The sequence below is a fragment of the Bacillus sp. GbtcB14 genome, from assembly GCF_019091205.1.
GTDB classification, from domain to species: Bacteria; Bacillota; Bacilli; order Bacillales; family Bacillaceae_G; genus Bacillus_A; species Bacillus_A cereus_AG.
Map to the genome: position 1 here is coordinate 88,371 of NZ_JAGXJT010000011.1, position 17,087 is coordinate 105,457.

The window sequence follows — 17,087 nt, forward strand, 5'->3', positions numbered from 1 at the left end:
TTATAGTTCAATTATACATGTTCCTTTTGATTGTTTATATGCATATCGTATTTTGACCAAAACTATATGCAAATGAGGTGAAAAAATGCCCATTACGAATCGATTTTCTACCACTACTAACGGGGCACTTGCGATTACAGGGAACACACTAGGTTTAAGTAAAATTAGTAACCAAAACCGTGCTGGTACAATCGGGGCAATTGGTGCATTCGTAACTACGAATACCGCTTTACAAGTACCTACTTTTCCTGCTGGTACAACGTTAAACTATACACAAAATAGTTCTACCGCTGTATTAAATATCCCTGCTGGTAGTACGATTCTTTACGCAGAACTCGTTTGGGGTGGAAACTATTTATCTCGTGATCAAAACATTACGAGTGTTTTAGGAAACCCTGTTTCTTTTACTACACCTGTTTCAACATACCCAATTACCCCTTCGGCTGTTACAGCTTCAAATCAAACTTTCGTTTCTGGATCTGTCACATTTGGATTCTATACACGTTCTGCAGATGTAACATCTCTCGTTCAAGCTGCTGGATCTGGCTCTTATACAACTGGCTCTGTCCCTGGACTTGTTGATCCTTTAGATGCTTCTAATGGGGCTATCAATTCTTCTGGATGGACGCTCATTGTCGCTTATCAAAATGGGACATTGCCAGCAAGAAACTTAACCATTTATGTAGCGGGTAACCGTGTTTCTGCTGATACCGGTAGTGCAGATGTAGCTGTTTCAGGATTTTTAACACCTTCCGGAGGACCTGTAAGCGGACGATTATTTTTGAGTTCTACCGAAGGGGATGCTGATTTAATTGGGGATCAGGCTCTATTCGGACCAAATTTCAGTTCATTAAACGCTTTATCCGGACCAAATAATGCCATAAATAATTTCTTCGGTTCCCAAATTAATAATGCTGCAGGAAACTTAGATACAACAGGGACATTTGGAACGCGAAATCAAAGTGCTTCTTCAGGTACAAACATCTCTGCAGGAAGACAAGGCTGGGACATTACTTCCATTGATATTTCTCCCTATTTAACAAATTCTCAAGTATCTGCCGCAATCCGTTTAACAACTAAAGGAGATGCATACATGTTAAATACAGTCGGTTTACAAATTAATATAAACTCACCTAATATACAAGCAACGAAAAGCGTGAATAAAAGTGTAGCTACAATTGGAGACATTCTCACTTATACAGTTACTATCCCTAATACCGGACTTCTTCCCGCCAATAACGTTATTTTGACAGACATTCTCCCTAATGGGACTTCCTTTATACCTGGCACTGTAATGGTAGATAACATACCACAAACAAATGCAAATCCTGCCGCTGGTATATCTCTTGGAACAATCAATAATGGTGCTTCTCGTACAGTAACTTTCCAAGCGACTGTCGTTTCTCTGCCAAATCCAAATCCGATTTCTAACACTGCTAATATTACATTTCAATATACACCAATCGCCGGTGGAACGACCTTTAACGGTCTTGCAACAAGCAACTCTGCTGGAACACAAGTTAACCTCGCAGATATTAATGGCACAAAATCAGTTAATAAACTTTTTACCGATATTGGTGAAACGCTAACTTACAGTATTGCCTTAGCTAATATAGGAAATATCGCTGCAACAAATGTTATATATACGGACCCGATTCCTAGCGGGACTACTTTCATTCCAGGGAGCGTAACTGTGAACGGAGTTACCCAAGCTGGCGCAAATCCCGCTACTGGTATATCAATTGGATCTATTGCTGCTAATTCTACGACTACGGTTTCATTTCAAGTATTCGTTCCTTCTATCCCGCAAACAAATCCCATATTAAATAGTGGTACAACAACTTATCAATACATTCCTGTGCCAAATCAACCGGCAGTAAGCGGGACTGATACGACGAATATTGTCTCCACTCAAGTGAATAATGCTACTGTAACAATGACGAAAGCAGTAGATAAAAATTTTGCAGATATTGGTGATATACTAACGTACACCGTTTCCTTTACAGGTACAGGTAATACGAATGCAAACAATGTTATTTTTACAGATGTCATTCCTACTGGAACAACTTTTGTTGTAAACAGTGTAACAATTGATGGCACGACACAAGTGGGCGCAAATCCCGCTAACGGTGTGAACATTGGATCCATCCCAACTGGTACAACAAAAAATGTTTCATTTCAAGTAGTAGTAAATACAATACCCGCGTCAAACGTCGTATTTAATGGATCAAGCGCTTCTTATCAATATACCGTCAACCCTAGCCAATCACCAGTTACAAAAAACATTTCTTCTAATCTCGTTTCCACTCAAATTAATAATGCGAATGTAACATTAACAAAATCAACTAACAAACAATTTGCCACAATTGGCGAAACGATAAGTTATACAATCCTTATTACAAACAGTGGAAATACAGCTGCAACTAACGTACAGCTAACAGATTCACTTCCAAATGGAACGATATTAACACCAGGTTCGGTAACACTCAACGGTGTTTTACAAAATGTAGATTCACTCGTTTTCGTACCTATTGGTACAATACCAGGAGGAGCTACTTTCACCTTATCCTTTCAAGTAACAGTCATCAATATTACGACCCAAAATCCTATCATTAATAACGCCTTCGCTTCTTATCTATATACTGTAAATCCAAGTTTGCCACCGACTTCAAAAACAGCAAATTCTAATTCTGTTACATCAACAATTAGACTAGCAAATCTCCATGCTAATAAATCTGTAGATAAAACGTTTGCGGAAGTTGGTGATGTATTAACTTACACCTTTGCTCTTACTAACGATGGAAATGTTGCAGCGAACAATGTATTACTATCTGATTCAATTGCGAATGGAACCGCTTTTGTCCCAAACAGCGTTATAGTTAACAGTGTTACTCAGCCAGGCGTTACACCAGCTAGCATCAATATTGGTAGCATCAATGCTAATACTACAATTACAGCTTCATTCCAAGTAGTAATCACTAGCATTCCAAATCCAAACCCTATTTCAAATAGCGCTTCCATCTCCTATAACTTTATCGTTGATCCAAACACTTCACCTGTAAGTAAGAACACTACTTCAACCACTACATTTACTCAAGTAAACGATGCAAATGTCATTTCAGCCAAAACAGTGGATCGAGCGTTCGCTACCGTAGGGGATATATTAACTTATACTGTTACTTTGACGAATGCAGGAAGTGTTTCTGCTGATAGCCCTACTTTCGTAGATACGAATCCAGACGGTACTACCTTTATTCCAAATACTTTTCTTATTAATGGTGTACTTCAAAATAACGCAGATCCAAATATAGGTGTTCCACTACCTTCCATTGCTGCTAATGGCTCACTTACTGTCTCTTATCAAGTAACCGTCACCTCTTTACCAACACAAAATCCAACATTAAATTCATCTAGTACACAGTATAGCTTTATTCTAAATCCGGGCGATCCACCAACTATAGAAACATCTGTAAGTAACACTGTAAGTACACAAATTAATTTAGCAAATGTAGTGATTGTCAAAGAAGTAGATTTAACTATCGCCGATGTCGGGCAACCAATCACATATACAATTTCTTTAGCTAATCTTGGCAATACTACAGCAAATAATGTTATTGTTACCGATATAATCCCTAATGGCTCCACTATCGTACCAAATAGTATTTTTATAGGTGGTACTTTACAACAAGGTGCAGACCCTAGTACCGGTCTTCAAGTCGGCTCCATTCCTTCAGGTGGTTTTACAACGATTGTTTTTCAAATAAGTGCAAATAGTTTACCTTCACCAAATCCAGTTCAAAATAGCGCTGCACTTCAATATAGCTTTATCGCAGATCCAAGTTTACCTGCCGTTGTCAGAAACGCTACTAGCAATATAGTAACGACGCAAATTAATACTGCTAATATTGTTGCCACAAAACTAACAAGTACAAATTTCGCTGATGTTGGCGCTGTCATAACGTATGCAACAATTTTAACAAATAACGGCAATATCCCTGCTTCTAACGTAACGTTTACAGATATCATTCCAGCTGGTACCATCTTCCTTCCTAATACTGTAACGATTAACGGTGTCCCTATAGCAAATGCAAACCCTGCTAATGGCATTTTAATTGGGACGATAGGAGCGAATTCATCACGTACTGTTGCATTCCAAGTTTCTGTACCAACTATTCCTAGTCCAAATCCGATTACGAATCAATCGAGCACTACATTCCAATACACATACGACGCATCCAAATCAGTTGTAACGCAGATGGTGGCCTCTAACACCGTACAGACAACTATTAATAACGCTACGATTGCCGCTGTAAAATCGGCAGATAAACACTTTGCTAACGTAAATGATATTATTACGTATACAACTACTTTAACGAATAACGGGAACACACTTGCATCAAATGTAATTTTTACAGATGTAATTCCAAACGGAACATCATTTATTCCTAATAGTGTAACAGTAAATGGCAATACACTTCCTAATACAAACCCAGCAAGTGGAATTGCAATTGATCCAATAAACCCTAATACAAGTGCAACAATCTCATTTCAAGTAATAGTAAATTCCATTCCTAGTCCAAATCCAATCCCGAACCAAAGCAATACAGCGTACCAATATGTCATAGATCCTAACTTACCTCCAGCGTCCGCCAATGCGTTAAGTAACGTAATAACAACTCAAATTAATAACGCTACAATCGTCGCTACGAAGTCAGTGAATACACCGACAGCTGCAATTGGGGATATCGTTACTTATACGATTGCAGTTACGAACACAGGGAATATCCCTGCTAGCGCTACAGTTTTAACAGATGGACTCGGTGCAGGCGCCTCATTTGTGCCAAACTCTGTAACTATCGATAATATTCCGCAGCCAGGGTTAGATCCATCACTTGGTATTCACTTAGCAGATATTCCCCCAGGAGATACTGTATTCATTACTTTTCAAGCACAAATTTTAGCGATACCACCTAGTGGCACATTAACAAATAATGCTCTTGTAAATTATGAATATACCGTAAATCCAAACCAATCACCCGCTGTTGGTAGTACAGTTACGAATACGACGGTTACGCCAATTATTGATGCAACTCTTTCTATAAATAAAACTGTCAATTCAAGATTTGCTACTATTGGAGATACACTGACTTTCACTGCTATCATTACTAATTCCGGTAATACTACCGCAAACAATGTTATTTTTACAGATGTAATTCCAAATGGTACATCATTTATTCCAAACAGTTTTACGGTAAATGGAACAACTATTCCTAATGCAAATCCACAAAATGGTATCAATATTGGCAACTTGAATTCAAATGCATCTGCTACACTCAGTTTTCAAGTAAACATTACATCACTCCCAAATCCGAATCCAATCCCAAACCAATCATCGCTTCAATATAGCTTTATTGTAGGTATAAATGAACCGCCAGTTTCACGAACAGTTCAATCTAATAAAACTTTTACACAAGTAAATACTGCTTCCGTTATCGCAACAAAAACTGCAAGCAGTGCATTTGCTGCTGTTGGAGATACAATTACGTATACAACTACCCTCACCAATAGCGGAAATACTACCGCAAACACACCTGTTTTTATCGATATATTACCACCTGAACTTTCATTCGTTCCTGATAGCGTACAAATTAATACCATCCCACAACTTGGATTTAGACCAGATAGCGGGATTTCTTTAGACTCAATTCCAGTTGGAGGAACGACAACAATTAGCTTTCAAGCTATCGTTGGCTCAATACCAGTTACAAATCCAACTTTGAACCAGTCTAGCACGACATACTCGATCATTGTTGATCCTACCCAGCCGCCGGTGACAGAAACAGCTACAAGTAATCCAACTTTAGTTCAAATTAACGAAGCGATTATTCAAGCAACGAAAAGTGTGGATCGACTATTTTCTGACGTAGCACCTGGAAATTCATTTTTAACGTATACTGTTTTATTGGAGAATATAGGAAACACAACTGCTACGAATATCATTTTTACAGATCCGATTCCAAATAATACAGTGTTTATAGCGGATAGCGTTCGAGTAGGCGGGGTTTTATTACCTGGGGTAAATCCAGCGAATGGGGTACCAATTGGGGATATTATTGCAGGAGATTTTACAAACATTACCTTCCGCGTGCAAGTAGTTAGCATTCCAAATCCAATTTTCACAATTGGACCTGGGGGGCCAAACTCACCAGTTGTAAATGGCGCTTCTATTGATTATCAATTTATGACAGGACCTAATTTACCACTCGTTTCAAGAAGTACGACATCCAATCCGGTTTCGACACAAATAAATTCCGGAGAAATTACACTTGTTAAATCTGTAGATAAAACTTTCGCAACAATTGGCGATACAATTTCTTATACGATTACATTAAGTAACCCTGGAAATGTTACTTCACAAAATATAATTTTCACAGATATTTTACCTGACGGAACGACATTCATATCTGGCACTCTTACAAACGATTCTGGTACACAGCAGATCGGAAATCCAGCTAACGGGATTCAGATTGGAAATATAAATCCAAACGGAACGGCTGTGATTACTCTCAACGTACTTGTTACAAATATTCCAAGTATAAATCCAATTTCTAATTCTAGTTCTGTACAATTTTCACATGTGGTCGACCCTAGCCAACCTTCCGTATCACAAATGAATGTATCTAATGCTGTTTCGACAACTATTAATAGTGCAATTTTAACAACCCAAAAAAGTGCTGATAAATCTATCGTTTCAGTTGGAGATACGATTACGTATACAACTACTATTACAAATACAGGAAATACAGCCGCTACGAATATTACTTTCACAAGCGCTATTCCAGCTAGCATTACCTTTATACCAAATTCATTCACGATAAATGGCGTTCAGCAGTCTGGTGCACAACCAGCACTGGGAGTAACTATACCAAATATCGCACCGGGTGAAACAGTAACTGTTACTTTCCAAGTAAATGTTATTTCTGTTCCCCCTTCAAATTCGATTATGGGTAATGACACAATTTTATATTCTTATACTGTCGATCCAAACGGAACTCCTATTACAACTTCTATTTCAACAAATATCGTTACAAACCCGGTACTAGATGCTATGATAACGATGGTGAAATCTGTAGATCAAACACTTGTAACACTAGGTGATACCATTACCTATACGACAATTTTAACGAATAGCGGTAATACAAACGCTACGAATATTACTTTCACTGACCTCATACCAGATGGTACGACGTTTATAACTGATAGCGTTACAATAGATGGCATCACACAAATCGGGCTCAACCCTAATACAGGTATTACAATTGGATTAATTGCTCCTAACAGCTCAATATCTATAGCATTTCAAGTTACCGCTACTTCTACACCAGCCCAAAATCCTATTGCCAATTCCGCTACTGCTTCTTACACATTTATCGCTGATCCTAATGCCCCTATTGTTTCAAGGACCGTTACTTCAAACACAGTGTTCACTACGATTAATACAGCTACCATTCTTTCATTAAAACAAGTCGATAAATCCTTTAGTCGTATTGGAGACACACTCACTTATACTGTCGCTTTAACAAACAATGGAAACTCATCTGCGCAAAATGTTATATTCACAGATACCGTACCGAGCGGAACAGCATTTATTGCAGACACATTTTCTATTAATGGAATTCTTCAAAGTGGTGCAAATCCAGTGAACGGTGTAAATATCGGAACTATAACAGCTGGGACTACAGTAACAATTTCGTTCCAAGTTACTGTAACGTCATTACCAACTGAAAACCCCATTGTAAATTTCTCATCAACATCGTACCAATTAGTCTCACCGCCTGATGCAGAAACTTCAATTAGCAATCCTGTTTCAACGCAAATTAAAGAAGCACTATTATCCATGACGAAAAATGAAAGTGTATCCTTTGCAGATATCGGGCAAACTGCTTTTTACACTACTTCTATTTCGAATATAGGAAATACAGATGCAACTAATATTGTATTCACAGATGTATTACCAAATGGAGTCACATTTGTTCCTAACACATTAACTGTCGATGGTGTTTTACAACCTGACGCGAATCCAAATACAGGTGTATTACTTGCAACACTTCCGCCTAATGAAATATATAGTATCGTCTTTCAAGTTACAGTGAACAGCATTCCCCCTATTAATCCAGCACCAAATACAGCATCAACAACATATGAGTTTACTGTTGATCCTGTTAATCCTCCAGTATTAAGTGCGGCTACTTCCAACACTACGCTTCTTCAAATAAACAACGCGAATATTATAAGTACAAAAACAACAGATCTTACTTTTGCGGATGTTGGTAATACAATAACATTTACACTTAACCTCCCGAATACAGGGAATGTGACTGCAACTGATGTTACCGTTATCGATACGCTTGATAGCAATTTAAGTTTCGTTCCAAACAGTTTCACAGTTAATGGGCAAACCATTCCAAACGCTGATTTATCTACTGGTGTAAATATCGGTTCCATTAATGGTGGAAACACATCAATCGTCACATTCCAAGCCATCGTTTCAACCCTCCCAATCAACAATCCTATTTCTAATTCGGCTCTTACCACTTACCGTTATATTGTTGATCCAGATCAGCCGTTCATTTCAACTTCTAATCAATCTAATACAACGACAACACAAGTTAATAGCGCTATCCTTACTGCACAAAAAAATTCAAATGTGGAAGCAGTAGATATTGGGCAAGATATTGTCTACTCAGTTACGATTACAAATAGCGGAAATGTTAGTGCGACGAATGTTATTTTTACCGACCTAATTCCAGACGGAACTTCCTTTGAACCGAATAGTTTTACACTTAACGGAACTACCATCCCAAATGCAGACCTAATTACAGGCGTTCCAATTGGCGATATTGGGCCAAACGAATCTGTCATTGTAACATTTCATATTAGTGCCGATGAAATTCCGCCTATAAATCCAATTACCAATCAAGCTAGTGTTAGTTTCCAACACATTGTCAATCCAGCTAATCCTCCTGTTTCAAAAAACATTACTTCAAATAGTGTTACAACAACAATTGAAAGTGCTATTTTAACTACTACTAAAATCGGAGATAAAGCTTTTGCGACGATTGGTGATACAATTACGTATACAACTACGATTACGAATACAGGAAATATTCCTGCTAATAACGTTATTTTCTCAGACCCGATTCCATCGTGGACACAATTTGTTGCAGGATCAGTTATTGTTGATGGCACACCATTAGCATCTGCTTCTATCATTGACGGTATTGGCATAAATACAATCATTCCAAATCAAACTGTAACAATCATGTTCCAAGTTCAAATCACAAGCAACCCAACAACGTTCACACCTGAACTCCAAAACTTAGCATTTGTTAACTTCCAATATAACGTAGGCAATGCATTACAGGCTCAGCCTGGCAATGTGGAAACGAACGTCTTCGTTACTTCTATTCATTCAGCAATACTTTCAGCTGTAAAAACTGCTAGTACAGCCTTTGCGAATATTGGAGACACGATCACTTATACAGTTTTAATACAAAACAGCGGCAATACAAACGCTACGAATCTAAATTTCTCAGATCTTATTCCAGCTGGAACGACCTTTGTTGAAAATAGTTTTTCTGTAAATGGAAGTATCATTCCAGGGGCAAATCCAAATAACGGGGTTAATATCGGAACCGTGAATGCTGGTAGTTCCTCAGCCGTTACGTTCCAAGTCATAGTTACATCTACTCCACCTTCGAACCCAATTACAAACGTTGCAGCTATTCAATACGAATTTATAGTTAACCCGACCTCTCCTCCTGTTACAGGCACAATAACTTCTAATAGTGCTTCCACACAAATTAATAACGCGACTGTTACAACTGTTTTAGAAGCAAATCGTACAATTGTATCTATTGGAGATATCATTACGTATACAGCAACATTAACGAATACTGGAAACTTCCCTGCAAATTCTGTATTACTCATTAATGGAGTTCCTGAAGGGGCATTATTTGTTCCAAATAGTGTCACGCTTAACGGGATTTCACTTCCAGATGCAAGTCCAACTCTCGGTATTCCAGTTGGTATTATCGCACCAGGTGATTCTGCTACTATTACGTTCCAATTTCTTGCAAGTTCTATTCCACCGCAAGGAGCGATTATAAATCAAGCACTTACAAGTTACACTTATATTGTCGACCCAAGTCAACCTCCAGTTACAGCAACATCTTCATCTAATACGGTTAATACAGCTGTCGTTGATGCATCACTATCTGTAATTAAAAATACAGATTCCCTCGTACAGTCTACTGACGGTACAATCACTTACACTGTAGTCGTTCAAAATAACGGGAATACAACTGCAAATACAGTTACTTTAACAGATTTGGTCCCAGAGGGAACTGCATTTATTCCGGATAGTGTGACCATTAATGGTGTTTCAGCTCCAGGTACTGATCCAAACGTAGGGATCTCATTAAACTCCATTGCACCTTCGGAAATCGTCACCGTCACATTCCAAGTTATCGTTCAATCCATTCCAAGCGTGAATCCAATTTCTAATATAGCTCGTATTGACTATACTTTTATCGCTGATCCAACTGCTCCTATCATCTCTCGAACAATTACGTCTAATCCAGCTTTCACACAAATTTCGGATGCGAATGTTCTTTCTTTAAAAGCAGTCAATGCACAACAAGCAACAACAGGTGATATTTTGACCTATACGATAACGCTAGAAAATACCGGAAATATTCCAGCTACGAATCTCATATTTTCAGATACGCTTCCAGAAGGGACTACATTCGTAGACAATAGTTTTACACTTAACGGAACAACTATACTTGGTGCCAATCCAAATGTAGGTGTTACTTTGCCTAACCTAGCAGCAAACGCTACTCACCTTATTGCTTTCCAAGTTCTTATTAACGATCCATTCTCGCAACAATCGATTACAAATCAATCTAATACAACATATACAATTCAACCAGATCCAGGGCAACCGCCTATTACTGAAACATCTACAAGTAATATTGTCATTACAAATTTCGTGCAAGCACAATTAACAATTACAAAAACGTCCAATCCAATAACTGTAGATATTGGCGGAACTATACTTTATATTTCTGAAGTGAAAAATAGCGGCAATGTTGACGCAATAAATATTATTTTTACAGATTCGATTCCAGTTGGGACTACATTCGTTCTCGACAGTGTCACAATTAACGGTGTACTTCAGCCTGATGCAAATCCCGAAAACGGAATACCAATTGGAAAGATTCCACCAAACAGTTCCAAAACAATACTATTTCAAGTACAAACAAATAATCCACCTACTGAAACCGAAATTGTAAATCAATCTTCAGTAACTTACCAATATATAAGTATTCCTACAGCTCCACCAGTGAATCGCTCTGCAAATTCTAACATTGTTACAACATCACTTCAAAATGCGAATATTATTTCCGTTAAAAGCGCAGATGTAACTTTCGTCTCCATCGGGCAATTTATTACCTACACAAATACACTACAAAATATCGGAACGGTTCCAGCTAACAATACGGTGTTCATTGACAACATTCCAGAAGGGACAATATTCATTGAAGATAGCTTATCAATAAATAATGTCATTCAGCCTGGTACGAATCCTGAAAATGGAGTAACTCTCGGCACGATACAACCAGATGAAACAGTCACTATTTCATTCCAAGTACAACTTACAAATATACCTGAAGACAATACAGTCATTAACATCTCAGACACTTCATATGAATACCAAATTGACCCTAGTTCTCCAATTATTCAGCGTAGATCATTATCAAATACAGTAAACACGGAAGTCCGTACAGCAAATGTTAGTGCAATTAAATCTGCTAACAGATCCATTACACGCATCGGTCAAATTATCACATATACCATCGCAGTTACAAATGCTGGTACAGTACCTATTACAAATACTCTCCTAATTGACGCAATCGCTGCTGGCACCACATTCGTTCCAGATAGCATTCTTGTAGATGGCATACCAAGACCTAACGAAAATCCAAGTACCGGAATCTCACTTAATATTATCCTTCCAAACAATACAATTATCGTTACATTCCAAGTAAATGTAGACTCGATACCTTCTCAAAATAACATGAATAATATCGCCGTCATCCACTATGAGTATCAGCCAGACCAAAGCTTACCACCAATTTCAGAAACGACATCTTCCAATACTACAAATATACAATTTATTGATGCCATTCTTATCGCTACAAAATCCGCTAATACAGTATTAGCTAATATTGATGAAACTATTGAATATACAGTACTCATTCAAAATAACGGATCCACTACAACTAACTCCATCTTTTTTACTGATATTATAGAAGATGGAACAGTATTTATTTCGGGGAGTGTAACAGTTAACAACACTGTACTTCCTGCAGCAGATCCGAATATCGGCTTTTCCATCCCGAATATCACATCAGGTCAAGTAGCTACAATAACATTCCAAGTTTCGGTTACGAATTTACCTGCTGCAAACCCAACACCTAATACTGCAAACATCGTCTACGACTTTATTTTCAACCCTGACTTTGCACCAATTCAAAAATCGACTACTTCCAACACTACTTTCGTTCAAATTAATGATGCTGATATCGTTTCACTTAAAACTGTTGATTTGACTTCTGTAACAATTGGTGATGTTTTAACTTATACAACAACTTTAACAAATACAGGGAATACGGATGCTACTGCTCTTGTATTTACAGACAATATTCCTGGTGGAACAACCTTTATAGACGGTAGCGTTTTAGTAAATAACATTCCGCAGCTTAATGCCAATCCAAGTACCGGTATATTGTTAGGAACGATTGCTCCTAACATTTCTATCCCAGTCACATTTTCTGTTACTGTCGTAGCGCTTCCAGCTAGTGGTCGTATTCAAAATCAATCCACTTCTCGTTATACAATTAATAGCGAAGAACAAATATCAACTAGTAATATTACCTTCACTGAAGTTATTTCTGCTAATATAATTGCAACAAAAACAACGCCTATCCAATACGCTGACCTACAAACGATTATCCCTTACACTATTTCCATCACAAACAATGGGAATATACAAGTGGAAAATATTATCGTTACAGATATCATCCCAGCAAATACGAGCTTTATAGAGAATAGTGTTATTGTGAATGGAAGCGCTCGTCCAAATGATAATCCACTTAGCGGGATACAACTTGATAACATTCCGCCTAATACGACAGCAACTATTCTATTCCAAGTACGGGTTACTTCAATTCCGCAAACAAATCCAATCTCTAATACGAGTACAATTGAATACCAATACACGTTACCAAACCAGCCGCCTATTACCGAAACTATTATTTCATCAGCTGCCGTAACAACAATTAATCATGCGACTTTGAATAGTAATAAAACTGTTGACCTTGCATTTGCAACGGTTGGTGATGCGTTAACGTATACGATTACACTAAATCAAACCGGTAATGTTGCAGTAAATGATGTAATCATTCAAGATATTATTCCTCAAGGTACTACGTTTATAGAAAATAGCGTCATTGTAAACGGAGAAACTCTTCCAGGAGTGAATCCAGTAAGCGGCATACCAATTGGTACTATAATTGTAGATGGAGATGCTATCGTTTCATTCCAAGTAACTGTGACTACTATTCCAACACCAAATGAACTAAACAACAACGCAATTACTACTTTTAACTATATAGTCAACCCAAATAACGTACCCGTTACAAATACGACTACAACAAATACCGTCACAACTACTGTCCAAAATGATAATGTCATTGCCATAAAATCTGTTGATGTAACGAATGCCTTACCTGCTCAAACTTTAACGTATACAATTACGATTATGAATAGCGGTAATGTAACGATTGAAGACCTTCTTGTTATAGACACCATACCAATAGATACGACTTTTGTTGCTGGTAGTGTTACGATTAACGGAATCAATCAGCCTAATGAGAATCCGGAAAATGGTATTACGTTAGGAAATCTTGCTCATAATGACTCTGTCATTATTACGTTCCAAGTGACAATATCTTCTTCTACTCTTCAACCTACAATTAATAACGATGCTACTGTTTCCTATACCGTTATCATTGATCCAGATGAACCACCTATTACAATTACAAAGCAAACAAATACCGTTACAACAACATTAATCGAGCCAATAATTAACATTGAGAAAACAGCAGACAAATCTATCGTCGTTATAGGAGATGTTATTACATTCACATTAGAGGTATTTAATGATTCCACAATTCCGACAATTAGTACTTCTGTTATAGACACAATTCCAGCTGGTACAACATTTATAGAAAACAGCGTAACTATTAACGGTACTTCGGTTCCAAATGTTCGTCCAGACACTGGTATTAATATTGGTTCTTTATCTGCAGGTACAGTAGCAACTATAACATTTCAAGTCCTCGTAACTTCTATTCCTTCAAACAGTACAATTATAAATTCTGCAACAGTTACCGCTGCTTTTCAATTGACACCACAGGATCCAATTATTACTTTCATTGTTAATTCAAATATTGTTCGTATACCAGTTCAATTTATAACTACAACAGTCACGAAAAATGCTTCCGTCAGCTCAGCTTATTTAAATCAATATTTTGATTACACGGTACGCATTACAAATACTTCCAAAATTTCACTCTCAAATATTTCGTTACAAGATACTATTCCAGCAGGTTTACAATTTATAAACGGCACTGTCTTTATTAACGGTGAACGCTCTCCACTAGCGAATCCGAATATCGGTTTCCTAGTTGCCACTAATTTAGAGCCAAACGAAACAATTATCGTGTTATTCACAGTACAAGTAATAAGTCCACCTGTTAATAATGAGTTTAAAAATACGGCCAATATTTCGTTACAACTTCAAGTCTCGCCTACCGATCCACCAATTACAGTAACCGTTACAAGTAACGAGAACATCGTCACCTTTGTTCCAGAAAATCCAGATGAAACACTTCCAAATTTAAATTGCTTCTTTGACGGTGAACGCTTCATTCGCATTACTCCTCGAAATATAAGAAATTACCTTTGGGCTTGGATTTGGTGGCAGTAATTAAATAAAAAATAAAAAGCTTGTAATTTGGATGTTATCCAAATTACAAGCTTTTTTGACATGGTACCTCTAGTTACTTAATCTATTTCAAACCTCTGATAAAAAATTATTCAGTCAATTTTTTAGTTGAAAAGAAAATATTAAGAAAAGTAAAAGGTGAAATTGAAAGAAAAGTGTAAAAGCTTGTTCACTTATATAATTTATGTAAGAAATACAGGTAATGTATATGAAGCAATCGAAGTTATGAAAATAAAATATATAATACGGGGTATAGCTAGTATTGATATTTGGCAGCTAATATCTAATTCGGTAACCAATCAAATTAACTCATTTTACTTTCTTGGGTAAAGCTGAACCTGAATGTTCAATTATTGAATGAACATGAACATTAATTTGGGCATCACTAAAATAATTTTCGCCTTGATCCCAATTCTTACGTATTTTCTTCCATTTTTTATAATTATGCCGCTTATATACTTCTCCTAACGCTAATACATCTACCTTATATTTTTTTTGAACAAGCTTTATTGATTTTTGAATCCTTTGTTCCACCTCTTTTGAAATATCCTTCGTTAAGCGTTTTTCATTCATGAATTTTTTATGATCACTAAAATGCAACTCCGCTAAAGCACCTTCGAGAAATAGATGAATATCAAACTTCGGTTTTGTAGTATTTTCAGTAAATACCTGTATTTTTCGGTGTAGCTTATGAATTTCATATGTAATAAGCTGGTCCTTTTTACGTATGGTAAAATAACCTCCTAATTTTTCACCGATTATAAAGTTTATTCCCACTGTCTGTTCGCCGTTTAACATTCCAACACACTTGTTATCCTTCCCACGAAACAACGCAGCCCCATCCATTTCTATCCCCTGTTTTGTAGGTTTTAAGACAGGTAGTACAAAACTTCGGTTTGAAATTATCTTTTCCTGCACGTCACCAATTCTTGCTGCCTCAACCATCTGAGCATTTTTAGGAGGGTGTTCAGCTAGCATATCAATATACTGTGCCGGTAAATTTTCTGATTTTGCATTTTGTTTCAAGATTGCTTCTGCATTTTTCTCAGAAACAAATAGACGAATATTTCTTCTCATTTCATGATCTCGAATGTATACATCTAACGTATTTTGTAAAACATTTGGATTCGATAGTAATTCTTCAGAAAAAATGATTACTTGTATATGTGGAAAAAATAAAGTACGACTAATCTTTTTAGCGATTATTCGTATTTGTTCAAACACACTATCTCCTTTTGCACTCACATCAATATAATTATTCCCTGCGCCTTTTCCACCTTCTTGCGTTAACTTACTGGGAAGTACCATTTGATACGTCCCTTTCATAATTGGATTAGATTTCTTTTCCTTAACAATATCGTAAGCGGCACCTACTACAAAGCCTCTTTCTTCTATCTCCGCTAACTCAGAGCAACCGCTGATAGCCCCAGCTATAAGCGCAATTGTTATAACTTTAAAAAGACATTTCATTTCCACCATTCCTTCATTTTATCTTATATACAATAAAAATTAGTAAAGGCGCTAACACAATAAATCTCATATCAAATCACTTAAAATCCAAATAAGCCCACTGTGTGAAAAGAAAGTTTGGATAGCGATATCTCGAGGCATAGAAGATGCACCTATACATCACTGGTTGAAGATGCCACAAAAAACAAGTTCCCAACATCTAAGTTTTTCATCTCTATACTCAAATGATTTCAATTATTTTTGCTTCTCAAGATTCATTATAGAACCTTTATTTTTTTGATTAACTTAACAATTAATCTTCATGTAATTAAAAAGATAGATTATTGATTTTTATGAAAGGAAAAGATGTTTATGACACTACATGGACGTTCAGAATATTTACTGAAAGAATGAATGAAAAAATTACACTGTAAGAATAAATTTAATTTTGTGTTTTTTGAAGACAGCAGATGCAACGGACCTGAAGGTAGCTGTTTTAAGA

The 17,087-nt window shown here is 36.9% G+C and carries 2 protein-coding genes; one reads left to right on the forward strand and one right to left on the reverse strand.

The window, feature by feature from the left end:
* The first annotated feature begins 85 nt into the window (after positions 1-85).
* Positions 86-15,118 (forward strand): beta strand repeat-containing protein, encoded by a 15,033-nt coding sequence (locus tag KVT31_RS24605; RefSeq protein WP_163095855.1) that lies wholly within the window; start codon positions 86-88, stop codon positions 15,116-15,118.
* A gap of 327 nt (positions 15,119-15,445) precedes the next feature.
* Here KVT31_RS24605 and KVT31_RS24610 read toward each other — a convergent pair whose 3' ends face one another.
* A complete protein-coding gene (locus KVT31_RS24610) occupies positions 15,446-16,606 on the reverse strand; it encodes a Ger(x)C family spore germination protein (protein ID WP_061531599.1) in 1,161 nt (386 codons plus the stop codon).
* Positions 16,607-17,087: the final 481 nt, after the last annotated feature.

Coding starts and splice junctions, on each gene's coding strand:
- KVT31_RS24605 (WP_163095855.1), top strand. CDS start 86: ATGCCCATTACGAATCGATTTTCTACCACTACTAACGGGGCACTTGCG.
- KVT31_RS24610 (WP_061531599.1), bottom strand. CDS start 16,606: ATGAAATGTCTTTTTAAAGTTATAACAATTGCGCTTATAGCTGGGGCT.